General features: G+C 58.3%; 34 protein-coding genes. All 34 read left to right on the top strand.

The window, feature by feature from the left end:
• Positions 1-121 precede the first annotated feature (121 nt).
• The 34 genes from recQ (at position 122) to rplQ (ending at position 21,474) form a co-directional block, all read left to right on the top strand.
• Entirely contained in the window at positions 122-1,969 is a 1,848-nt protein-coding gene (gene recQ, locus LPA34_RS25445; protein ID WP_228983636.1) for a DNA helicase RecQ, read from the top strand.
• A gap of 208 nt (positions 1,970-2,177) precedes the next feature.
• Positions 2,178-2,558: a 30S ribosomal protein S12 gene (gene rpsL / locus LPA34_RS25440; RefSeq protein WP_035935550.1), complete on the top strand. Its 381-nt coding sequence runs from the start codon at positions 2,178-2,180 to the stop codon at positions 2,556-2,558.
• Positions 2,559-2,737: 179 nt separating this feature from the next.
• Entirely contained in the window at positions 2,738-3,208 is a 471-nt protein-coding gene (gene rpsG, locus LPA34_RS25435; protein ID WP_006053291.1) for a 30S ribosomal protein S7, read from the top strand.
• Between the two features lie 133 nt (positions 3,209-3,341).
• The gene (gene fusA, locus LPA34_RS25430) at positions 3,342-5,444 is read left to right on the top strand and encodes an elongation factor G (protein WP_228983634.1); all 2,103 of its coding nucleotides are present in this window, start codon (positions 3,342-3,344) and stop codon (positions 5,442-5,444) included.
• 48 nt (positions 5,445-5,492) lie between these two features.
• Positions 5,493-6,683, top strand: coding sequence for an elongation factor Tu (gene tuf, locus LPA34_RS25425; RefSeq protein ID WP_063497539.1), 1,191 nt, complete (start codon positions 5,493-5,495; stop codon positions 6,681-6,683).
• 129 nt (positions 6,684-6,812) lie between these two features.
• Entirely contained in the window at positions 6,813-7,124 is a 312-nt protein-coding gene (gene rpsJ / locus LPA34_RS25420; RefSeq protein WP_006998489.1) for a 30S ribosomal protein S10, read from the top strand.
• A gap of 188 nt (positions 7,125-7,312) precedes the next feature.
• Positions 7,313-7,972 carry a 50S ribosomal protein L3 gene (gene rplC, locus LPA34_RS25415; RefSeq protein WP_228983632.1) on the top strand — a complete coding sequence of 220 codons (660 nt, stop codon included), beginning with the start codon at positions 7,313-7,315 and terminating at the stop codon, positions 7,970-7,972.
• Positions 7,972-8,592 (top strand): 50S ribosomal protein L4, encoded by a 621-nt coding sequence (rplD, locus tag LPA34_RS25410; RefSeq protein WP_090537177.1) that lies wholly within the window; start codon positions 7,972-7,974, stop codon positions 8,590-8,592. Before rplC ends, rplD begins: the two co-directional genes overlap by 1 nt.
• Positions 8,589-8,903: a 50S ribosomal protein L23 gene (gene rplW / locus LPA34_RS25405; protein WP_090537179.1), complete on the top strand. Its 315-nt coding sequence runs from the start codon at positions 8,589-8,591 to the stop codon at positions 8,901-8,903. The genes rplD and rplW overlap by 4 nt, the downstream gene beginning before the upstream one ends.
• Positions 8,904-8,905: 2 nt before the next feature.
• Positions 8,906-9,733, top strand: coding sequence for a 50S ribosomal protein L2 (gene rplB, locus LPA34_RS25400; protein WP_228882669.1), 828 nt, complete (start codon positions 8,906-8,908; stop codon positions 9,731-9,733).
• A 10-nt stretch (positions 9,734-9,743) separates the two neighbouring features.
• A complete protein-coding gene (rpsS, locus tag LPA34_RS25395) occupies positions 9,744-10,019 on the top strand; it encodes a 30S ribosomal protein S19 (protein WP_054036552.1) in 276 nt (91 codons plus the stop codon).
• Between the two features lie 7 nt (positions 10,020-10,026).
• On the top strand, positions 10,027-10,359 hold the full coding sequence (rplV, locus tag LPA34_RS25390; protein WP_197070230.1) for a 50S ribosomal protein L22: 333 nt from the start codon (positions 10,027-10,029) through the stop codon (positions 10,357-10,359).
• Between the two features lie 11 nt (positions 10,360-10,370).
• A complete protein-coding gene (rpsC, locus tag LPA34_RS25385; protein WP_228983630.1) occupies positions 10,371-11,177 on the top strand; it encodes a 30S ribosomal protein S3 in 807 nt (268 codons plus the stop codon).
• Positions 11,178-11,179: 2 nt separating this feature from the next.
• Positions 11,180-11,596, top strand: a complete 417-nt coding sequence (gene rplP / locus LPA34_RS25380) for a 50S ribosomal protein L16 (RefSeq protein ID WP_090537188.1) — start codon at positions 11,180-11,182, stop codon at positions 11,594-11,596.
• 10 nt (positions 11,597-11,606) lie between these two features.
• The gene (gene rpmC / locus LPA34_RS25375) at positions 11,607-11,801 is read left to right on the top strand and encodes a 50S ribosomal protein L29 (protein ID WP_091019615.1); all 195 of its coding nucleotides are present in this window, start codon (positions 11,607-11,609) and stop codon (positions 11,799-11,801) included.
• Positions 11,798-12,070, top strand: a complete 273-nt coding sequence (gene rpsQ / locus LPA34_RS25370; RefSeq protein ID WP_228882652.1) for a 30S ribosomal protein S17 — start codon at positions 11,798-11,800, stop codon at positions 12,068-12,070. The genes rpmC and rpsQ overlap by 4 nt, the downstream gene beginning before the upstream one ends.
• A gap of 289 nt (positions 12,071-12,359) precedes the next feature.
• Positions 12,360-12,728 carry a 50S ribosomal protein L14 gene (rplN, locus tag LPA34_RS25365; RefSeq protein WP_006052212.1) on the top strand — a complete coding sequence of 123 codons (369 nt, stop codon included), beginning with the start codon at positions 12,360-12,362 and terminating at the stop codon, positions 12,726-12,728.
• A gap of 9 nt (positions 12,729-12,737) precedes the next feature.
• On the top strand, positions 12,738-13,046 hold the full coding sequence (gene rplX, locus LPA34_RS25360) for a 50S ribosomal protein L24 (protein WP_006052213.1): 309 nt from the start codon (positions 12,738-12,740) through the stop codon (positions 13,044-13,046).
• Between the two features lie 16 nt (positions 13,047-13,062).
• The gene (gene rplE / locus LPA34_RS25355; protein ID WP_090537192.1) at positions 13,063-13,602 is read left to right on the top strand and encodes a 50S ribosomal protein L5; all 540 of its coding nucleotides are present in this window, start codon (positions 13,063-13,065) and stop codon (positions 13,600-13,602) included.
• A 7-nt stretch (positions 13,603-13,609) separates the two neighbouring features.
• Positions 13,610-13,915 (top strand): 30S ribosomal protein S14, encoded by a 306-nt coding sequence (gene rpsN / locus LPA34_RS25350; RefSeq protein ID WP_133661207.1) that lies wholly within the window; start codon positions 13,610-13,612, stop codon positions 13,913-13,915.
• A gap of 14 nt (positions 13,916-13,929) precedes the next feature.
• Complete coding sequence (gene rpsH, locus LPA34_RS25345) at positions 13,930-14,325, top strand: 30S ribosomal protein S8 (protein WP_090537196.1); 396 nt, start codon at positions 13,930-13,932, stop codon at positions 14,323-14,325.
• A 19-nt stretch (positions 14,326-14,344) separates the two neighbouring features.
• Positions 14,345-14,875 (top strand): 50S ribosomal protein L6, encoded by a 531-nt coding sequence (gene rplF, locus LPA34_RS25340; protein WP_090537198.1) that lies wholly within the window; start codon positions 14,345-14,347, stop codon positions 14,873-14,875.
• A 12-nt stretch (positions 14,876-14,887) separates the two neighbouring features.
• Complete coding sequence (rplR, locus tag LPA34_RS25335) at positions 14,888-15,253, top strand: 50S ribosomal protein L18 (RefSeq protein ID WP_008923336.1); 366 nt, start codon at positions 14,888-14,890, stop codon at positions 15,251-15,253.
• A 14-nt stretch (positions 15,254-15,267) separates the two neighbouring features.
• Positions 15,268-15,786, top strand: coding sequence for a 30S ribosomal protein S5 (rpsE, locus tag LPA34_RS25330; RefSeq protein WP_007180127.1), 519 nt, complete (start codon positions 15,268-15,270; stop codon positions 15,784-15,786).
• A gap of 14 nt (positions 15,787-15,800) precedes the next feature.
• Positions 15,801-15,983: a 50S ribosomal protein L30 gene (gene rpmD, locus LPA34_RS25325; protein ID WP_006052220.1), complete on the top strand. Its 183-nt coding sequence runs from the start codon at positions 15,801-15,803 to the stop codon at positions 15,981-15,983.
• A gap of 29 nt (positions 15,984-16,012) precedes the next feature.
• Entirely contained in the window at positions 16,013-16,447 is a 435-nt protein-coding gene (gene rplO, locus LPA34_RS25320; protein ID WP_228983628.1) for a 50S ribosomal protein L15, read from the top strand.
• Between the two features lie 46 nt (positions 16,448-16,493).
• A complete protein-coding gene (gene secY / locus LPA34_RS25315) occupies positions 16,494-17,840 on the top strand; it encodes a preprotein translocase subunit SecY (protein WP_228983626.1) in 1,347 nt (448 codons plus the stop codon).
• 8 nt (positions 17,841-17,848) lie between these two features.
• On the top strand, positions 17,849-18,067 hold the full coding sequence (gene infA / locus LPA34_RS25310) for a translation initiation factor IF-1 (RefSeq protein ID WP_004521905.1): 219 nt from the start codon (positions 17,849-17,851) through the stop codon (positions 18,065-18,067).
• Between the two features lie 20 nt (positions 18,068-18,087).
• A complete protein-coding gene (gene rpmJ, locus LPA34_RS25305) occupies positions 18,088-18,204 on the top strand; it encodes a 50S ribosomal protein L36 (RefSeq protein ID WP_004199844.1) in 117 nt (38 codons plus the stop codon).
• A 41-nt stretch (positions 18,205-18,245) separates the two neighbouring features.
• Positions 18,246-18,611 carry a 30S ribosomal protein S13 gene (rpsM, locus tag LPA34_RS25300; RefSeq protein WP_006052223.1) on the top strand — a complete coding sequence of 122 codons (366 nt, stop codon included), beginning with the start codon at positions 18,246-18,248 and terminating at the stop codon, positions 18,609-18,611.
• Between the two features lie 28 nt (positions 18,612-18,639).
• Positions 18,640-19,044 (top strand): 30S ribosomal protein S11, encoded by a 405-nt coding sequence (gene rpsK / locus LPA34_RS25295; RefSeq protein WP_035506748.1) that lies wholly within the window; start codon positions 18,640-18,642, stop codon positions 19,042-19,044.
• Between the two features lie 144 nt (positions 19,045-19,188).
• The gene (rpsD, locus tag LPA34_RS25290; RefSeq protein WP_090537205.1) at positions 19,189-19,812 is read left to right on the top strand and encodes a 30S ribosomal protein S4; all 624 of its coding nucleotides are present in this window, start codon (positions 19,189-19,191) and stop codon (positions 19,810-19,812) included.
• 124 nt (positions 19,813-19,936) lie between these two features.
• Positions 19,937-20,914, top strand: a complete 978-nt coding sequence (locus LPA34_RS25285; RefSeq protein ID WP_228983624.1) for a DNA-directed RNA polymerase subunit alpha — start codon at positions 19,937-19,939, stop codon at positions 20,912-20,914.
• Positions 20,915-21,078: 164 nt separating this feature from the next.
• Entirely contained in the window at positions 21,079-21,474 is a 396-nt protein-coding gene (rplQ, locus tag LPA34_RS25280) for a 50S ribosomal protein L17 (protein WP_090537209.1), read from the top strand.
• Positions 21,475-21,604: the final 130 nt, after the last annotated feature.

The following is a 21,604-nucleotide window of genomic DNA, read 5'->3' as shown; positions in this document are numbered from 1 at the left end:
GAGGCTTTTTTACTGGCCGACTGGCTAACGTTGGCAGAAGAGGCGGGCGCAAGCCGAATGCGTTGGTAAAATTCGTGTGCCCGGCATCGCGCTGTTTCCCTTCCTGTCTCCGCCCTATTAAATGTCCCGATCGCTCGAAATTCTCAACGAAGTTTTTGGTTATCCCGCGTTTCGCGGGCAACAGGGCGAGATTGTCGAACATGTCGCCGCGGGTGGTGATTCGCTGGTGCTGATGCCAACGGGCGGAGGCAAATCGCTGTGTTACCAGATTCCCTCGCTGGTCCGACGCGAGGCGGGTTTTGGCGCCGGCATCGTTGTGTCGCCACTGATCGCGCTCATGCAGGATCAGGTTGCGGCATTGAAGGAGGTCGGTGTTCGCGCGGCGTATCTGAATTCCACGCTGTCGGGTGCCGAAGCGGCTGCGACCGAGCGCGCCCTGCGCGACGGAGAAATCGATCTTCTTTACGTCGCGCCGGAACGCCTGATGACACCCCGTTTTCTCGAGTTGCTCGAGCGTTCGCGCATTGGCCTTTTCGCCATCGACGAAGCGCATTGCGTGTCGCAATGGGGTCACGATTTCCGGCCGGAATACATCCAGTTGTCGGTGCTGCACGAGCGTTTCCCGACGGTACCGCGCATCGCGCTTACAGCGACCGCGGATGCAATCACGCGCGACGAAATCGTCCACAATCTCGCGCTCGACGATGCGCGCATTTTCGTGTCGAGTTTCGATCGTCCGAATATCCGCTATCGCATTGCCGAAAAGGACAATGCGCGGGCGCAATTGCTGGACTTCATCCGTGCTGAACATTCGAGAGCCGATGGCACGACGGACGCAGGCGTCGTGTATTGCCTGTCGCGCCGTAAGGTCGAAGAAACTGCAGAATGGCTCAAGGGTCAGGGTGTGCGTGCGCTGCCGTATCACGCAGGAATGGAATTCGAGATTCGTCAGAAACACCAGGAAATGTTCCAGCGCGAGGAAGGTATCGTGATGTGCGCGACCATCGCTTTCGGCATGGGTATCGACAAGCCGGACGTGCGCTTTGTCGCCCACATGGATCTGCCCAAAAGCGTCGAAGGCTATTATCAGGAAACGGGGCGCGCGGGCCGCGATGGCATGCCGGCGAACGCCTGGATGGCGTATGGCCTCGGAGACGTCGTTCAGCAACGCAAGATGATCGACGAATCGGATGCGGACGAAGCGCACAAGCGCGTTCAGACCGGCAAGCTCGACGCGTTGCTGGGGCTTTGCGAGACGGCGTCATGCCGGCGCGTGCGGCTGCTCGCGTACTTCGGCGAATCCAGTCAGCCGTGCGGCAACTGCGACACCTGTATCGAACCCCCGGCGTCGTGGGACGCGACGCGCGAGGCGCAAATGGCGCTTTCGTGCGTGTTCCGGGCGCAACGCGCGAGCGGTTTTCATTTTGGTGCCGGCCATCTGATCGACATCCTGCGAGGTAACCGAAGCGAAAAGATCCTGCAGCGCGGCCACGAGAAGCTGAGCACGTTTGGTATCGGTGCGGCGCTGTCGGAGCCGGAGTGGCGGGCCATCTTCCGGCAACTCGTCGCCTTTGGCTTCCTGACGGTGGACCATCAGGGTTACGGGTCGCTTGTTCTCACCGAAGCGAGCAAGGCGGTGCTAAAGAGTGAGCAGCAGGTCACACTGCGTCGCTACGTTAAACCGACGCGCACGCGTCAATCGTCGGGCCGCACAAGCGAGCGGGCCGATCCGACCCTTGGCATGGGGCCGCGTGAACGCGCCCGCTGGGAGCGTCTGCGCACGTGGCGTACCGAGACGGCGCGCAGCGACGGCGTGCCCGCCTACGTCATCTTCCACGATGCCACGCTCGCGGAAATTGCCCGCAGCAGCCCGAGCACGGTCGAAGATCTGCGCCACATTCCCGGCATGGGCGTGCGCAAACTCGACCGCTTTGGCGAAGAACTGCTCGAAGTAGTCGCAGCCGACTGATCTCTTGCGCTGCAGGCGCGGCGTGAATCCGCGCAAGCTGTTGACTCCCTTAGCATTTTCGGAATATTATGCTAGGTTCCGGTTCTTGGAATGCCTATGCGCGAAGTCAATTCGCGTTGTGCGTAAGAGGATCGGAGCTCGATTCGCAATCGTTTCTGCTTTGCCCGGAAATGATTGCGTCGATTTTGTTCAATTTCAGGAATAAACAATGCCAACCATCAATCAACTGGTTCGCAAAGGCCGCGCTTCGGAAACTGTGAAGAGCAAGAGCCCGGCCTTGCAGGACTGCCCCCAGCGTCGCGGCGTGTGCACCCGTGTGTACACCACGACGCCGAAGAAGCCGAACTCGGCACTTCGTAAGGTCGCCAAAGTGCGCCTGACGAACGGCTTCGAAGTCATTTCGTACATCGGTGGTGAAGGCCACAACCTGCAGGAACACTCGGTCGTGCTGATTCGCGGCGGCCGTGTGAAGGACTTGCCGGGTGTGCGTTACCACATGGTTCGTGGTTCGCTGGATACCCAGGGCGTCAAGGATCGTAAGCAGGCTCGCTCGAAGTACGGTGCGAAGCGTGCCAAGGCTGGCAAGTAATTAGCCGGCAAGTAGTTTCAGGTCGCCTGAAAGGGCGGTAATAGCGGTGGTACCGGATTCGCCGGTGCTGTCGAGTAAGTGGTCACCCGACCAGGCTGGTAAGTCGTCAGGGATGAATCGGGTTAGTTGGTGGCCGCGGGGCTCAGCAGAGCTCCAACTGAAAAAGTAAAGGAAGAAACATGCCGCGTCGTCGCGAAGTCCCCAAGCGGGAAGTGTTGCCGGATCCGAAGTTCGGTAACGTAGATGTAGCCAAGTTCATGAACGTGCTGATGCTGTCCGGCAAGAAGTCGGTTGCTGAGCGCATCGTGTACGGCGCTTTTGAACAGATCCAGACAAAGGGTGGCAAGGACCCGCTGGAAGTGTTCACGGTAGCGCTCAACAACGTGAAGCCGGTGGTCGAAGTGAAGAGCCGTCGCGTTGGTGGTGCGAACTATCAGGTTCCGGTCGAAGTGCGTCCGTCGCGTCGTATGGCATTGGCGATGCGTTGGCTGCGTGAGGCTGCGAAAAAGCGCAGCGAGAAGTCGATGGCCCTGCGTCTGGCAGGTGAACTTTCCGAAGCGGCTGAAGGCCGTGGCGGCGCGATGAAAAAGCGCGACGAAGTTCACCGGATGGCAGAAGCCAACAAGGCGTTCTCGCATTTCCGTTTCTAAGCTTCCCGACCCCGGGTTAGTAGAAAAATCGGAAAGAAATTCCGGGCGGGTGCGCTTACAAAGCGCCTCGCCCGTTTGTGTTACAGCGCGATCGGCATTTTCTCGCATCGCGTTATCCCAATAGAGGATCAAAGTGGCTCGCAAGACACCTATCGAGCGCTACCGCAACATCGGTATTAGCGCTCACATCGACGCCGGCAAAACGACGACGACCGAGCGCATCCTGTTCTACACCGGCGTGAACCACAAGATTGGTGAAGTGCACGACGGCGCAGCAACCATGGACTGGATGGAGCAGGAGCAGGAGCGCGGTATCACGATTACGTCGGCTGCTACCACTGCCTTCTGGAAAGGCATGGCAGGCGATCGCGCCGAGCACCGTATCAACATCATCGACACCCCGGGCCACGTTGACTTCACGATTGAAGTTGAGCGCTCGATGCGCGTGCTCGACGGTGCATGCATGGTTTACTGCGCTGTGGGCGGTGTGCAGCCCCAGTCGGAAACGGTGTGGCGTCAGGCTAACAAGTACAAGGTTCCCCGCCTCGCGTTCATCAACAAGATGGACCGTACCGGTGCGAACTTCTTCAAGGTCTACGACCAGCTCAAGCTGCGTCTGAAGGCGAACCCGGTTCCGGTCGTAGTGCCTATCGGCGCTGAGGAAACGTTCACGGGCGTCGTTGATCTGCTGAAGATGAAGGCGATCATTTGGGATGATGCGTCCCAGGGTACCAAGTTCTCGTACGAAGAAATTCCGGCTGAACTCGTCGACACGTGCAACGAGTGGCGCGAGAAGATGGTCGAGGCTGCGGCTGAGTCGAGCGAAGACCTGATGAACAAGTACCTCGAATCAGGCGAACTGACTGAAGAGGAAATCGTCAAGGGTCTGCGCGACCGTACGATTGCTTGCGAAATCCAGCCGATGCTGTGCGGTACCGCGTTCAAGAACAAGGGCGTGCAACGGATGCTGGACGCCGTGCTCGACTTCCTGCCGTCGCCGATCGACATTCCGCCGGTTACGGGCGAACTCGAAAATGGTGAAAAGGCTGAGCGTCGCGCAGCTGACGACGAGAAGTTCTCGTCCCTCGCATTCAAGATCATGACCGACCCGTTCGTCGGCCAGTTGATCTTCTTCCGTGTGTACTCCGGCACGACGAAGTCGGGCGACACGCTGCTGAACGCGACCAAGGACAAGAAGGAACGTCTCGGTCGTATTCTGCTGATGCACGCGAACCAGCGCGAAGAAATCAAGGAAGTGCACGCGGGCGACATCGCTGCTGCTGTTGGCCTGAAAGACGCGACCACGGGCGACACGCTGTGCGATCCGCTGCATCCGATCGTGCTGGAACGCATGATTTTCCCGGAGCCGGTGATCTCGCAGGCTGTTGAGCCGAAGACGAAGCCGGACCAGGAAAAGATGGGTCTGGCGCTGAACCGCCTGGCTCAGGAAGATCCGTCGTTCCGCGTTCAAACGGACGAAGAATCGGGTCAAACCATTATTTCAGGCATGGGCGAGCTCCACCTGGAAATTCTGGTTGACCGGATGAAGCGTGAGTTCGGCGTCGAGGCGACGGTTGGCAAGCCGCAAGTGGCGTATCGTGAAACGATCCGCGGCAAGGCTGAAGACGTCGACGGCAAGTTCGTCAAGCAGTCGGGTGGTCGTGGCCAGTACGGTCACGCGGTCATCACGCTCGAGCCGAACGAGCAGGGCAAGGGCTACGAATTCCTGGACGAAATCAAGGGCGGCGTGATTCCGCGTGAATACATTCCGGCAGTCGACAAGGGTATCCAGGAAACGCTGAAAGCAGGCGTGCTGGCGGGCTTCCCGGTCGTTGACGTGAAGGTTCACCTGACGTTCGGTTCGTACCACGACGTCGACTCGAACGAAAATGCGTTCCGCATGGCTGGTTCGATGGCGTTCAAAGAAGCAATGCGCAAGGCTCAACCGGTCATCCTCGAACCGATGATGGCTGTGGAAGTCGAAACGCCTGAAGATTACATGGGCAACGTGATGGGTGACCTGTCGGGTCGTCGCGGCATCGTTCAGGGCATGGACGACATGGTTGGCGGCGGCAAGATCGTTCGCGCCGAAGTGCCGCTGTCGGAAATGTTCGGCTACTCGACGTCGCTGCGTTCGCTGACCCAGGGTCGTGCAACGTACACGATGGAGTTCAAGCACTATTCCGAAGCACCGCGCAACGTGTCGGAAGCGATCATCAACGCGAAGTCGAAGTAATCGCGCGGCAAGTCATTCAACGATCAACTTTTTTGAAAGAAGAGAAACATGGCTAAAGGTAAATTCGAACGGACCAAGCCGCACGTGAACGTCGGCACGATCGGTCACGTTGACCACGGCAAGACCACGCTGACGGCAGCGATCACGACGGTGCTGACCAAGAAGTTTGGTGGCGAAGCGAAGGCGTACGACCAGATCGACGCGGCGCCGGAAGAAAAGGCGCGTGGCATCACGATCAACACAGCGCACGTTGAGTATGAAACGGCGAACCGCCACTACGCGCACGTCGACTGCCCGGGCCACGCTGACTATGTGAAGAACATGATCACGGGCGCAGCGCAGATGGACGGCGCGATCCTGGTGTGCTCGGCTGCAGACGGCCCGATGCCGCAAACGCGTGAGCACATCCTGCTGGCGCGTCAGGTCGGTGTGCCGTACATCATCGTGTTCCTGAACAAGTGCGACATGGTGGACGACGCCGAGTTGCTGGAACTCGTCGAGATGGAAGTGCGCGAGCTGCTGTCGAAGTACGACTTCCCGGGCGACGACACGCCGATCATCAAGGGTTCGGCCAAGCTGGCGCTGGAAGGCGACACGGGCGAGCTGGGCGAAGTGGCGATCATGAACCTGGCTGATGCGCTGGACACGTACATCCCGACGCCGGAGCGCGCAGTGGATGGCGCGTTCCTGATGCCGGTGGAAGACGTGTTCTCGATCTCGGGTCGCGGCACGGTGGTGACGGGTCGGGTTGAGCGCGGCGTGGTGAAGGTCGGCGAAGAAATCGAAATCGTGGGTATCAAGCCGACGGTGAAGACGACCTGCACGGGCGTGGAAATGTTCCGCAAGCTGCTCGACCAGGGTCAGGCGGGCGACAACGTGGGTATCCTGCTGCGCGGCACGAAACGTGAAGACGTGGAGCGTGGCCAGGTGCTGGCCAAGCCGGGTTCGATCAACCCGCACACGCACTTTACGGCTGAGGTGTATGTGCTGAGCAAGGACGAAGGTGGCCGTCATACGCCGTTCTTCAACAACTATCGTCCGCAGTTCTACTTCCGTACGACGGACGTGACGGGCTCGATCGAGTTGCCGAAGGACAAGGAAATGGTCATGCCGGGCGACAACGTGTCGATTACGGTGAAGCTGATCAACCCGATCGCGATGGAAGAAGGCCTGCGCTTCGCCATCCGTGAAGGTGGCCGTACCGTCGGCGCCGGTGTCGTCGCAAAGATCCTCGAGTAAAATAGACGGATTGCAGTTGTAGTAGATGTGGTGCCCGGAGCCGGGCGCCCGCCCGCGGTGGGTGTCCGGCTCTTCGTTCTTTTATTGTCTGGCGGCGCAATGCTGCCTCGCTCTTTTCAAGGAATCGTCATGCAGAACCAGAAAATCCGCATTCGCCTGAAGGCGTTCGACTATCGTCTGATCGATCAATCGGCAGCTGAAATTGTTGATACGGCCAAGCGGACTGGCGCTATCGTTCGTGGTCCGGTACCCCTGCCGACGCGCATCCAGCGTTTCGACATCCTGCGCTCGCCGCACGTCAACAAAACGTCGCGCGATCAGCTCGAAATCCGTACACACCAACGCCTGATGGACATCGTCGACCCGACGGACAAGACGGTTGACGCGCTGATGAAGCTCGATCTGCCGGCTGGCGTGGACGTGGAGATCAAGCTGCAATAAGGCTTCCAGGCGGCGTCCGGATTGCCGGATGATGCTAAGTCATTGATTGCTTGCGGAAAACGAAAAGCCTCGCTATAATGCAAGGCTTTTCGCGCATTTGCGCAAAAAAGTCGGTGCGATTCAGTTCGAAAAACATCGGCATTTTGTAAATTAGCCCCGACCAATCGCAGTCGGGAATGGAGAAAACGATGAGCCTTGGACTCGTAGGTCGCAAGGTTGGCATGACCCGTATCTTCACGGCTGACGGGGATTCGATTCCCGTAACCGTGCTGGACGTGTCCGACAACCGCGTGACGCAGATCAAGACTGTTGAAACCGACGGCTACACCGCCGTTCAGGTTGCATTCGGTACCCGCCGTGCATCGCGTGTGACGAAGCCGCTGGCAGGTCACCTTGCTAAAGCAGGCGTCGAAGCCGGTGAAATCCTCAAAGAATTCAAGATCGATGCCACCAGGGCTGCCGAGTTGTCGAACGGCACCGTGGTCGGTCCCGACCTCTTCGAAGTAGGCCAGAAGGTCGACGTGCAAGGTGTGTCGATCGGTAAGGGCTACGCCGGTACCATCAAGCGTTACAACTTCGCATCCGGCCGTGCATCGCACGGTAACTCGCGCTCGCACAACGTGCCGGGTTCGATCGGTATGGCGCAGGATCCGGGTCGTGTTTTCCCGGGTAAGCGCATGACCGGTCACATGGGTGACGACACCGTAACCGTGCAAAACCTCGAAATCGCTCGTATCGACGCCGACCGCAAGTTGTTGCTGGTCAAGGGTGCCGTTCCGGGTGCGAAGGGCGGCAAGGTTTTCGTGACGCCGGCTGTGAAGACGCGCGCCGTGAAAGGAGCGAAATAATGGAACTTAAGCTCCTGAATGCCAATGGTCAGGAAGGCGCGGCTGTTAGCGCGTCGGACGTCGTGTTCGGCCGTGACTACAACGAAGCCCTGATTCACCAGGTCGTGGTGGCCTACCAGGCGAATGCCCGTAGCGGCAACCGCGCGCAGAAGGATCGTGAGCAGGTCAAGCACACGACCAAGAAGCCGTGGCGCCAGAAGGGTACGGGCCGCGCTCGTGCCGGTATGTCGTCGAGCCCGTTGTGGCGCGGCGGTGGCCGTATCTTCCCGAATTCGCCGGAAGAAAACTTTTCGCACAAGGTCAACAAGAAGATGCATCGCGCAGGTCTCTGCTCGATCTTCTCGCAGCTGGCCCGCGAAGGCCGCATTTCGGTGGTCGACGAGCTGACGCTCGAAGCCCCGAAGACGAAGCTGCTGGCCGAAAAATTCAAGGCGATGGGTCTCGACTCCGTGCTGGTCATCACCGACACGGTTGACGAAAACCTGTACCTCGCGTCGCGCAACCTCGCCCACGTGGCAGTTGTCGAGCCGCGTTACGCCGACCCGCTCTCGCTGATCTACTTCAAGAAGATCCTGATCACGAAGGCTGCGGTCGCCCAGATCGAGGAGTTGCTGTCATGAGCGAGATTCGCAAGAACGATCATCGTTTGATGCAGGTTCTGCTCGCGCCGGTGATCTCCGAAAAGGCGACGCTGGTGGCCGACAAGAACGAGCAGGTTGTGTTCGAAGTTGCGCCGGATGCTACGAAGCAGGAAGTCAAGGCTGCTGTCGAGCTGCTGTTCAAGGTGGAAGTCGATTCCGTCAACGTGCTGGTCGCGAAGGGCAAAGCCAAGCGCTTTGGTCGCTTCATGGGCAAGCGCAAGGACGTGAAGAAGGCGTACGTCTGCCTGAAGCCGGGTCAGGAAATCAACTTTGAAGCGGAGGCCAAGTAATCATGGCAATCGTTAAAGTTAAGCCGACCTCGCCGGGCCGCCGCGCGATGGTCAAGGTGGTCAACAAGGATCTGCATAAGGGCAAGCCGTACGCACCGCTGCTCGATTCGCAGAGCGTGACCGCCGGCCGTAACAACAACGGCCACATCACCACGCGCCATAAGGGCGGTGGTCATAAGCAACAATATCGTATCGTCGATTTCCGTCGCAACAAGGACGGCATTCCGGCGAAGGTCGAGCGTCTTGAGTACGATCCGAACCGTAGCGCGAACATCGCGCTGGTTCTGTACGCAGACGGCGAGCGCAAGTACATCATCGCGCCGAAGGGTGTGACGGTTGGCCAGCAGCTGATGTCGGGTTCGGAAGCTCCGATCCGCGCAGGTAACACGCTGCCGATCCGTAACATTCCGGTTGGTACGACGATTCACTGCATCGAAATGCTGCCGGGCAAGGGCGCGCAAATGGCGCGTTCGGCTGGCACGTCGGCGATGCTGCTGGCTCGTGAAGGCATCTACGCACAGGTCCGCCTGCGTTCAGGTGAAATCCGCCGCGTTCACGTTGAATGCCGCGCGACGATTGGTGAAGTTGGCAACGAAGAGCACAGCCTCCGTCAAATCGGTAAGGCTGGCGCGAACCGCTGGCGCGGTATCCGCCCGACGGTGCGTGGCGTAGCAATGAACCCTGTCGATCACCCGCACGGTGGTGGTGAAGGCAAGACGGCTGCAGGTCGCGATCCGGTGAGCCCGTGGGGCACGCCGACGAAGGGTTATCGTACCCGCAGCAACAAGCGCACGACGAGCATGATCGTCCAGCGCCGTCACAAGCGCTAAGGAGTAAGCAATGGCACGTTCTGTAAAAAAAGGTCCGTTCTGCGACGCCCATTTGCTGAAGAAAGTTGAGTCGGCAGCCGCTGCGCGTGACAAGAAGCCGATCAAAACCTGGTCGCGTCGTTCGACAATTCTGCCGGATTTCATCGGTCTGACGATTGCTGTGCATAACGGCCGTCAACACGTCCCGGTGTACATCTCGGAAAATATGGTCGGCCACAAGCTTGGCGAGTTTGCATTGACCCGGACGTTCAAGGGTCACGCAGCCGACAAGAAGGCCAAGAAATAAGGGGCTCATGATGGAAGTGAAAGCAATTCATCGCGGTGCCCGCATCTCGGCGCAGAAAACGCGCCTTGTGGCTGACCAGATCCGCGGTTTGCCGGTCGACAAGGCGTTGAACGTTCTGACGTTCTCGCCGAAGAAGGCTGCGGGAATCGTGAAAAAGGTCGTGCTGTCGGCGATCGCGAATGCGGAGCATAACGAAGGCGCCGATATCGACGAGCTCAAGGTAACGAGCATCATGGTCGACAAGGCTGCCTCGCTCAAGCGTTTTACCGCGCGCGCTAAAGGCCGCGGTAATCGTATCGAGAAGCAATCCTGTCACATCACTGTGACGGTCGGGAATTAAGGGGTCATACGATGGGACAAAAAATTCATCCGACTGGCTTCCGTTTGGCCGTCAGCCGCAATTGGGCATCGCGTTGGTACGCGAACAACACCAATTTCGCTGCGATGTTGCAGGAAGACATCGGTGTTCGTGAATACCTGAAAAAGAAGCTGAAAAACGCTTCGGTTGGTCGCGTCGTTATCGAGCGTCCGGCGAAAAACGCGCGCATCACGATTTATAGCTCGCGTCCGGGTGTGGTCATCGGCAAGAAGGGCGAGGATATCGAGTTGCTGAAGTCGGAGCTGCAACGCCGCATGGGCGTTCCGGTCCACGTCAACATCGAGGAAATCCGCAAGCCGGAAACCGACGCGCAACTGATCGCCGATTCGATCACGCAACAGCTCGAGCGTCGGATCATGTTCCGCCGCGCGATGAAGCGTGCGATGCAAAACGCCATGCGTCTGGGTGCTCAAGGCATCAAGATCATGAGCGCTGGCCGTCTGAATGGTATCGAAATCGCCCGTACGGAGTGGTATCGCGAAGGTCGCGTGCCCCTTCATACGCTGCGTGCCGATATCGACTACGCAACTTCGGAAGCGAAGACGACGTACGGCATCATCGGCGTGAAGGTGTGGGTCTACAAGGGCGACACGCTCGGCCGCAACGACGCACCGGTGGTGGAAGAAGTCGCCGAAGAAAAGCGTCCGCGCCGCAACGCACGTCCGGGTGGCGATCGCCGCCCGCGTCGCGATGGTGAAGGTGGTGGGCCGGCAGGTGCACGTCGTGGCGCTCCCCGTCGCACGGGCGGTACCGGCGGCGACGGTAAGACTGGAGAATAACGATGCTGCAACCGAAACGCAGAAAGTATCGCAAAGAGCAGAAGGGTCGTAACACCGGTATCGCAACCCGTGGCAACGCGGTGTCGTTCGGTGAATTCGGTCTGAAGGCTATCGGTCGTGGTCGTTTGACCGCGCGCCAGATTGAAGCGGCTCGTCGTGCAATGACGCGCCACATCAAGCGTGGTGGCCGCATCTGGATCCGCATCTTCCCGGACAAGCCGATCTCGCATAAGCCGGCGGAAGTACGTATGGGTAACGGTAAAGGTAACCCAGAGTACTACGTCGCGGAGATTCAACCGGGCAAGATGCTGTACGAAATGGACGGCGTAACCGAAGAGCTGGCACGCGAAGCGTTCCGTCTGGCTGCAGCAAAGCTGCCGCTGAAGACGAGCTTCATCGTGCGTCAGCTCGGCGCCTAAGGAGTAGATGATGAAGGCTTCCGAACTTCACCCGAAAGATCAGGCCGCGCTCAACAAGGAGCTGTCGGACCTGTTGAAGGCGCAATTCGGTCTGCGCATGCAACTCGCGACCCAGCAGCTCACGAATACGAGCCAGCTGAAGAAGGTCCGTCGCGATATCGCTCGTGTGCGGACCGTCCTGACTGAGAAGGCGAACCAGAAATGAACGATAGCGTAAAAACCTCGCTCAAGCGGACGCTGGTCGGCAAGGTCGTCAGCAACAAGATGGACAAGACGGTCACTGTGCTGGTCGAGCACCGCGTGAAGCACCCGATCTATGGCAAGTACGTCGTGCGTTCGAAGAAATACCACGCACACGACGACGCAAACACGTACAACGAGGGTGACCTCGTTGAAATCCAGGAGACCCGTCCGATTTCGAAGACGAAGGCTTGGACAGTGGCTCGCCTGATCGAGGCTGCTCGCGTCATCTGACGGCGCAAGTTGTCGAAGTAGTTGAAATCGCAGTAAGTTTCGCTTGCAAGACCGGGATTATTTGTTATAATCTCGGTCTTCCCTCTTTTATGGGAGCCCCGTCGCGGGCGAAGTTGGTGGGGGAAGCGGTGCAGGCGCCAGTCTGTTCCGAAGGATTCACCGGATTGCGATGGCGGGTTTCGTTTGCCGTCGCTGCTGTTCTAACCCAAGCAGCCGATTGGCTGACGGGACCAAGACTGACCGGGTGCGCCATGGTGGTGTGACCGGATTAAGTTGGGAAAGATAAACCATGATCCAGACCGAAACTCGGCTTGAAGTGGCCGACAACACAGGTGCGCGTGAAGTCATGTGCATCAAGGTGCTCGGCGGCTCGAAGCGTCGTTATGCCAGCATTGGCGACATCATCAAGGTGACCGTCAAAGAAGCAACGCCGCGCGGGCGCGTGAAGAAAGGCGAAATTTATAACGCCGTGGTGGTTCGTACCGCCAAGGGCGTGCGCCGTCAGGACGGCTCGCTGATCAAGTTCGACGGCAACGCAGCTGTGCTGTTGAATGCCAAGCTCGAGCCCATTGGCACCCGTATTTTCGGGCCTGTCACGCGCGAGTTGCGCAGCGAACGATTCATGAAGATCGTTTCGCTGGCACCTGAAGTGCTGTAAGGAGTCGCGATGAACAAGATTCGCAAAGGTGACGAAGTTATCGTCATCACCGGCAAAGATAAAGGCAAGCGCGGCGTCGTGCTGTCCGTTGGCGAAGGCAAAGTGATTGTCGAGGGTATCAACCTCGTCAAGAAGCACGTCAAGCCGAACCCGATGAAGGGAACGACGGGCGGTGTGGAAGCCAAGACGATGCCGCTGCAAATTTCGAACGTCGCATTGGTCGACGCGAATGGCAAGGCGTCGCGTGTAGGCATCAAGGTCGAGGGAGACAAGAAAGTCCGTTTCCTTAAGACGACCGGTGCTGAGCTGAGCGCCTGACGCTGCGGAGTAAAAAATGGCTCGTTTGCAAGAATTTTACAAAGAGAAGGTTGTACCCGGCCTCGTCGAGAAGTTCGGTTACAAATCCGTGATGGAAGTGCCGCGCATCACCAAGATCACCCTGAACATGGGTGTGGGTGAGGCGATTGCGGACAAGAAAGTCATCGAGAATGCCATTGGCGACCTGACGAAGATTGCTGGCCAGAAGCCGGTGATCACGAAGGCACGCAAGGCAATCGCTGGCTTCAAGATCCGTCAGGGCTATCCGATCGGTGCAATGGTCACGTTGCGTGGTCAGGCAATGTACGAATTTCTGGACCGTTTCGTGACGGTCGCGCTCCCCCGTGTGCGTGACTTCCGTGGCGTGTCGGGTCGTGCGTTCGATGGTCGCGGCAACTACAACATCGGTGTGAAAGAGCAGATTATTTTCCCCGAAATCGACTACGACAAAATCGACGCGCTGCGTGGGCTGAACATCAGCATCACGACGACCGCGAAGACCGACGACGAAGCCAAGGCGCTGCTCGCCAGCTTCAAGTTCCCGTTCAGAAACTGAGGTTACCGTGGCTAAACTGGCACTGATCGAACGTGAAAAGAAGCGTGCACGCCTCGCAGCCAAGTTCGCTCCCAAGCGCGCTGAACTGAAGGCGGTCATCGACGACCAAAGCAAGTCGGATGAAGAGCGTTATGCAGCCCGTCTGGAACTGCAGCAACTGCCGCGCAACTCTAACCCGACCCGTAAGCGCAACCGTTGCGCTATCACTGGTCGTCCGCGCGGTACGTTCCGTAAATTCGGGCTGGCGCGTAACAAGATTCGCGAAATCGCGTTCCGCGGCGAGATCCCTGGCCTGACCAAGGCGAGCTGGTAATAGGAGAAACGTAAATGAGCATGAGTGATCCTATCGCCGATATGCTGACTCGCATCCGCAATGCGCAGATGGTCGAGAAGGTTTCGGTGACAATGCCCTCGTCAAAAGTGAAGGTTGCGATTGCGCAGGTCCTGAAGGACGAAGGCTATATCGATGATTTCGCAGTGAAGGCTGAAGGTGCGAAATCTGAATTGAACATCGCGTTGAAGTACTACGCGGGCCGTCCGGTTATCGAGCGCCTTGAACGCGTTTCGAAGCCTGGTCTGCGTGTATATCGCGGTCGTAACGACATCCCGACGGTCATGAATGGCCTCGGCGTGGCAATCGTGTCGACGCCGAAGGGCGTGATGACGGACCGCAAGGCGCGTGCTACGGGCGTTGGCGGCGAAGTCATCTGCTACGTCGCTTAAGGCCGAAAGGAGAGGAAACATGTCTCGAGTAGGTAAAAGCCCGATCGCGCTGCAAGGCGCAGAAGTGGCCCTGAGCGACGAACGTATTACCGTCAAGGGCCCGCTGGGTACGATTACGCAAGCTGCAAATCGCCTCGTGAAAGTGGTAAACGACAACGGCACGCTGAAAGTCGAGCCGGTTGACGAAAGCCGCGAAGCGAACGCGATGTCGGGCACGATGCGCGCACTGGTGGCGAACATGGTGAACGGCGTGACGAAGGGTTTCGAGCGCAAGCTGACGCTGGTTGGCGTCGGTTACCGCGCACAGGCGCAAGGCGACAAGCTGAATCTGTCGCTGGGTTTCTCGCACCCGGTGGTGCACCAGATGCCGGAAGGCGTGAAGGCTGAAACCCCGTCGCAAACCGAAATCGTGATCAAGGGGATCAATAAACAACAAGTTGGCCAGGTCGCTGCAGAAGTGCGCGGCTATCGTCCGCCGGAGCCCTACAAAGGCAAGGGTGTGCGTTACGCCAACGAGGTTGTGATCCTCAAAGAAACGAAGAAGAAGTAAGGGTGCGCAATCATGGATAAGACTCAATCTCGCCTGCGCCGCGCTCGTCAGACGCGTATCAAGATCGCTGAGCTGCAGGTCGCGCGTCTCGCCGTGCATCGCACGAACACGCACATCTACGCGCAGGTGTTCTCGCCGTGCGGCACCAAGGTGCTTGCCAGCGCGTCGACGCTCGAAGCCGAAGTGCGTGCGCAACTGGCTGACCAGTCCGGCAAGGGCGGCAACGTCGCCGCTGCCACGCTGATCGGCAAGCGCATCGCAGAAAAGGCTAAGGCTGCCGGCATCGAATCCGTCGCCTTCGACCGTTCGGGTTTCCGTTACCACGGCCGCGTGAAAGCGCTGGCTGATGCGGCGCGCGAAGCCGGACTTAAGTTCTAAGGGAAGAATTCGTCATGGCAAAGATGCAAGCGAAAGTTCAGGCTGACGAACGCGACGACGGCCTTCGTGAAAAGATGATTTCGGTCAACCGCGTGACCAAGGTCGTGAAGGGTGGCCGTATTCTCGGCTTCGCCGCACTGACCGTGGTTGGCGATGGTGATGGCCGCATCGGCATGGGCAAGGGCAAAGCGAAGGAAGTTCCGGTTGCTGTTCAAAAGGCAATGGAACAGGCTCGCCGTAACATGTTCAAGGTGCCGCTCAAGAATGGTACGTTGCAGCACGAAGTGCACGGCAAGCACGGCGCATCCGCAGTCCTCCTCGCTCCGGCGAAGGATGGTACAGGCGTGATCGCTGGTGGCCCGATGCGCGCAGTGTTCGACGTGATGGGCGTGCAAAATGTGGTGGCCAAGAGCCACGGTTCGACGAACCCTTACAACCTCGTCCGTGCGACGCTCGACGGCCTGCGCAAGCAGTCCACCCCGGGCGACATCGCGGCGAAGCGTGGTAAGTCCGTCGAAGATATTTTGGGCTAAGCCAGGTGGTCACCATGTCTGAAAAAACTGTCAAGGTTCAGCTCGTCAAGAGCCTGATCGGGACCCGCGAAACGCACCGTGCAACGGTGCGTGGTCTGGGCCTGCGCCGACTTAACTCGGTTAGCGAGCTGCAGGACACGCCGGCTGTGCGCGGCATGATCAACAAGGTTTCGTACCTCGTTAAGGTCATCAGCTAAGCGGCTGACCAGGACTCAAGGAGTTGATAATGGAATTGAATAACCTGAAGCCGGCAGAAGGCTCGAAGCACGCAAAGCGTCGCGTCGGTCGTGGCATCGGCTCCGGACTCGGCAAGACCGCAGGTCGCGGTCACAAGGGTCAGAAGTCGCGCTCGGGCGGCTTTCACAAGGTTGGCTTCGAAGGCGGTCAAATGCCGCTGCAACGTCGTCTGCCGAAGCGCGGCTTCACGTCGCTGACGAGGGAATTTGTCGGCGAAGTGCGTCTCTCGGATCTGGAAAAGCTGCCGGTCGACGAAATCGATCTGCTGGCTCTGAAGCAAGCCGGCCTGCTCGGTGAGCTGATCAAGAGCGCCAAGATCATCGCGACGGGCGAGCTGAAGCGCAAGGTCGTTGTGAAGGGTCTGGGTGCGACGAAGGGTGCACGTGCTGCTATTGAAGCAGCAGGTGGCTCTTTTGCCGAGTAACGTGCAAGTCGATTGCCGTCACTAGCATTTGCATCGGAGAAGGTACTTGGCTAACAGCCCGAGTCTCGCAAAACCCGGTCGAAGCGCGGCGAAGTTTGGCGATCTGCGTCGGCGGGCAGTATTTCTGCTGCTGGCGCTGGTCGTCTACCGTATCGGCGCGCATATTCCGGTGCCGGGTATCGACCCGGACCAACTGGCGAAGCTGTTCCAAAGCCAGTCGGGCGGCATCCTTGGCATGTTCAACATGTTCTCGGGTGGCGCACTCTCGCGGTTCACGATTTTCGCGCTTGGGATCATGCCGTACATTTCGGCGTCGATCATCATGCAGTTGCTGGCGATTGTCTCGCCGCAGCTCGAGGCGCTGAAGAAAGAAGGACAGTCGGGGCAGCGGAAAATTACGCAGTACACGCGGGTCTTTACCGTGTTGCTTGCTACTTTCCAGGCGTTCGGCATTGCCGTCGCGCTTGAGAATCAGCCGGCACTCGTCATTGATCCGGGTATGGTGTTCCGGCTCACGACGGTTGTGACGCTGGTGACCGGTACGATGTTCCTGATGTGGCTGGGTGAGCAGATCACGGAGCGCGGACTGGGTAACGGCATCTCGATCATCATTTTCGGCGGTATTGCAGCGGGTTTCCCGAATGCAATCGGTGGTCTGTTCTCGCTGGTGCAAACCGGCTCGATGGGTCCGGTTTCGGCGATTATCGTCGTCGCGCTGATTGCTGCTGTGACGTATGTGGTGGTGTTCATCGAACGCGGCCAGCGCAAGATTCTTGTGAATTACGCCAAGCGGCAGGTGGGCAACAAGATTTACGGTGGCCAGTCTTCGCATTTGCCGCTGAAACTGAACATGTCGGGTGTGATTCCGCCGATCTTCGCGTCGTCGATCATTCTCTTCCCGGCAACCATCCTGAACTGGTTCAGTTCGGGGTCGCGTACCGGCTGGTTTGGCGACACGCTGCATAACGTGGCTGAGGCGCTCAAACCGGGTCAACCGGTGTACGTGTTGTTGTACGCGTTGGCGATCGTATTCTTCTGCTTCTTCTACACCGCACTGGTGTTCAACAGTAGAGAGACGGCCGACAACCTGAAGAAGAGCGGCGCTTTCGTGCCGGGCATCCGTCCGGGCGATCAGACGGCTCGATATATCGACCGCATCCTCACGCGTTTGACGCTGGCTGGTGCGATCTACATCGTGTTCGTTTGTCTGCTGCCTGAGTTTCTGGTACTGCGCTGGAATGTGCCGTTTTATTTCGGTGGAACGTCGCTGCTGATCATTGTCGTCGTCACAATGGACTTCATGGCGCAGGTGCAGTCGTACGTTATGTCGCAACAGTATGAATCGCTGCTGAAGAAAGCCAATTTCAAAGGCGGCGGCGTCCCGATGCGTTGAAAGGACTTATGGCCAAAGACGATGTAATCCAGATGCAGGGTGAAGTCATCGAAAACCTGCCTAACGCTACCTTCAGGGTAAAGCTGGAAAACGGCCATGTCGTATTGGGACACATATCCGGCAAGATGCGGATGCATTACATCCGAATCCTGCCGGGCGACAAGGTGACGGTTGAATTGACGCCTTACGATCTGTCGCGTGCGCGGATCGTGTTCCGGGCGAAGTGATTTGAAAAAAGGGTAATATCATGAAAGTGATGGCATCGGTTAAGCGCATTTGCCGCAATTGCAAGATCATCAAGCGCAAGGGCGTTGTGCGCGTGATTTGCAGCTCTGATCCGCGCCACAAACAGCGTCAAGGCTGAACGCCGCGCTTTTGCTTGCGCTTTTTGTTTGAGGAAAAACAATGGCTCGTATCGCAGGGGTTAACATCCCGAATCACCAGCATACTGAAATCGGCCTGACGGCAATTTACGGTATCGGCCGCACGCGCTCGCGCGACATTTGCGTCGCTGCTGGTGTGGCATTTTCGAAGAAGGTCAAGGACCTGAACGACGCAGACCTCGAAAAGCTGCGTGAAGAAGTCGGCAAGTTCATCGTTGAAGGCGATCTTCGCCGTGAAACGACGATGAATATCAAGCGCCTGATGGATCTCGGCTGCTACCGTGGCGTGCGTCACCGCAAGGGCCTGCCCCTGCGTGGCCAGCGCACGCGTACGAATGCCCGTACGCGCAAGGGTCCGCGTCGTGCAGCGCAATCGCTGAAGAAGTAAGCGGAACTGACAGTTACAGGAAAACGTAATGGCTAAGGCTTCGAACAACTCCGCGGCGCAACGCGTTCGCAAGAAGGTCAAGAAGAACGTCGCCGAGGGCGTGGTTCACGTTCACGCGTCGTTCAACAACACCATCATCACGATCACCGATCGTCAAGGCAACGCGCTTGCCTGGGCAACGTCGGGTGGCCAGGGTTTCAAGGGCTCGCGTAAGTCGACGCCGTTTGCAGCTCAGGTTGCAGCCGAGTCGGCGGGTCGTGTGGCGCTGGAATACGGCGTAAAGAACCTCGAAGTACGGATCAAGGGCCCCGGTCCTGGCCGTGAGTCCGCGGTGCGCGCGCTGCATGGTCTTGGTATCAAGATCACCGCGATCTCCGACGTGACGCCGGTTCCGCACAACGGCTGCCGTCCGCCGAAGCGTCGTCGTATCTAAGACGCTGTTTTGCTAGTGCTCGTTGACGCCTCGCGCGCCGACGAGCTGCTTGCGTTATTGAATTGACTAAGCCCACCGTTCGACCCAAAGGGTTCGGACTAGCGTGAATTCAGATTCACGTGATCAAACAGAGAAGGAATCAACGTGGCACGTTATATCGGCCCCAAGGCCAAGCTCTCCCGCCGTGAAGGCACTGACCTCTTCCTGAAGAGCGCCCGTCGTTCGCTCGCTGACAAGTGCAAGCTTGACAGCAAGCCGGGCCAACATGGCCGCACGTCGGGTGCACGTACGTCCGATTACGGCACGCAGCTGCGCGAAAAGCAAAAAGTAAAGCGCATCTACGGTGTCCTCGAACGCCAGTTCCGCCGTTACTTCGCTGAAGCTGACCGCCTCAAGGGCAACACGGGTGAAAACCTGCTGCAACTGCTTGAGTCGCGTCTCGACAACGTCGTGTATCGCATGGGTTTCGGTTCGACGCGTGCAGAAGCACGTCAGTTGGTCGGCCACAAGGCGATCACGGTGAACGGCGTTGTGACCAACATTCCGTCGCTGCAAGTGAAGGCAGGTGATGTGGTGGCGGTTCGTGAGCAGGCCAAGAAGCAGGCGCGCATTCTCGAAGCGCTGTCGCTGGCCGAGCAAGGCGGACTGCCGGGCTGGGTTGCTGTTGATTCGAAGAAATTCGAAGGCACCTTCAAGCAAAAGCCGGAACGCAGCGACATCGCTGGCGATATCAACGAAAGCCTGATCGTCGAATTGTATTCGCGGTAATCGGATTAACGGCCGGGGCACCCTGATTGCGTTACGCAAGGGGGCGTCTCGGCTGTTTATTTTCAGGTTGTTACCGGTCAGCCTTATCGGTGTAACGAGCCGAGGGTATTGAAAAGGAAAACCTATGCAAACCAGTTTGTTGAAGCCCAAGATCATCGCAGTTGAATCGCTTGGCGACAGCCACGCGAAAGTGGTCATGGAACCGTTTGAACGCGGTTACGGCCACACCTTGGGTAACGCGCTTCGGCGTGTACTGCTTTCGTCGATGGTGGGCTACGCGCCGACCGAAGTGACGATCGCAGGCGTCGTGCACGAATACTCGACGCTTGACGGTGTGCAAGAGGACGTAGTCAACCTGTTGTTGAACCTGAAGGGCGTGGTGTTCAAGCTGCACAATCGCGACGAAGTCACGGTTACGCTGCGCAAGGAAGGCGAAGGCGTTGTCACCGCTGGCGACATCGAACTCGCGCACGACTGCGAAGTGATCAACCCTGATCACGTGATTGCACGTCTGTCGAAGGGCGGCAAGCTCGACGTTCAGATCAAGGTCGAGAAGGGCCGTGGCTATGTACCGGGCAATGTGCGTCGTTATGGCGAAGAGTCGGCCAAGATCATCGGCCGTATTGTGCTGGATGCATCGTTCTCACCGGTTCGCCGCGTGAGCTACGCCGTTGAAAGCGCGCGCGTCGAACAGCGTACTGACCTCGACAAGCTCGTCATGAACATCGAAACCAACGGTGTGATTTCGCCGGAAGAAGCGATTCGTCAATCGGCGCGTATTCTGGTTGATCAACTGTCGGTGTTCGCTGCTCTGGAAGGCACTGAAGCAACGGCCGAAGCGCCGTCGCGCGCGCCGCAGATCGATCCGATCCTGCTGCGTCCGGTGGATGATCTCGAACTCACGGTTCGTTCCGCGAACTGCCTGAAGGCAGAGAACATTTACTACATCGGCGACCTGATCCAGCGTACGGAAAACGAGTTGCTGAAGACGCCGAATCTGGGCCGCAAGTCGCTGAACGAGATCAAGGAAGTACTCGCTTCGCGTGGCCTGACGCTTGGAATGAAGCTCGAAAACTGGCCGCCGGCTGGTCTGGACAAGTAAGTCGAGAAGGAATCGCAGTTGTACCGCGACTGGCAAAGACGCGGATTTTCCTTTAAAATCCGCGTCTTGTCTTTTTTACTACCGGCCCGTGTGCTCACCCGCCTTCATGTCGGGCGGAGCGCGATAGAAGAGCTGGATCAAAACTCTGAATCAAAGGAATTAACATGCGTCACCGTCATGGTCTGCGGAAACTGAACCGCACGAGCAGCCACCGTCTGGCAATGCTCCGTAACATGTCCAACTCGCTGATCGAGCACGAAGTCATCAAGACGACGCTGCCGAAGGCGAAGGAACTCCGTAAAGTTGTCGAGCCGCTGATCACGCTCGGCAAGAAGCCGTCGCTGGCAAATCGTCGTCTGGCGTTCAACCGCCTGCGCGATCGTGACTCGGTCACGAAGCTCTTCGAAGTCCTCGGCCCGCGCTACGCGAACCGTCCGGGTGGCTACACGAGCATCCTGAAGTTCGGCTTCCGCGTCGGCGATAACGCTCCGATGGCGCTGGTTCAACTGATGGACCGCCCGGAAATCGTCGAAGCGGACGACATCCAGGAAGCGGAATAACCTCCCAGTATTAGCGAAAAAGCCAGGCAAACGCCTGGCTTTTTCGCTTGTGCGCCCAGCATGGGCGCACTCTTGTGGGTGCAAGTCCCACCGTAAGTTGATCACAGCGAGCGAAGCGAAGCGCAACTGC

The sequence above is a fragment of the Paraburkholderia gardini genome (genome assembly GCF_907164575.1).
Lineage (GTDB): Bacteria > Pseudomonadota > Gammaproteobacteria > Burkholderiales > Burkholderiaceae > Paraburkholderia > Paraburkholderia gardini.
Note: the sequence above shows the minus strand (reverse complement) of the source record. Positions and strands in the feature narration are given on the sequence as shown.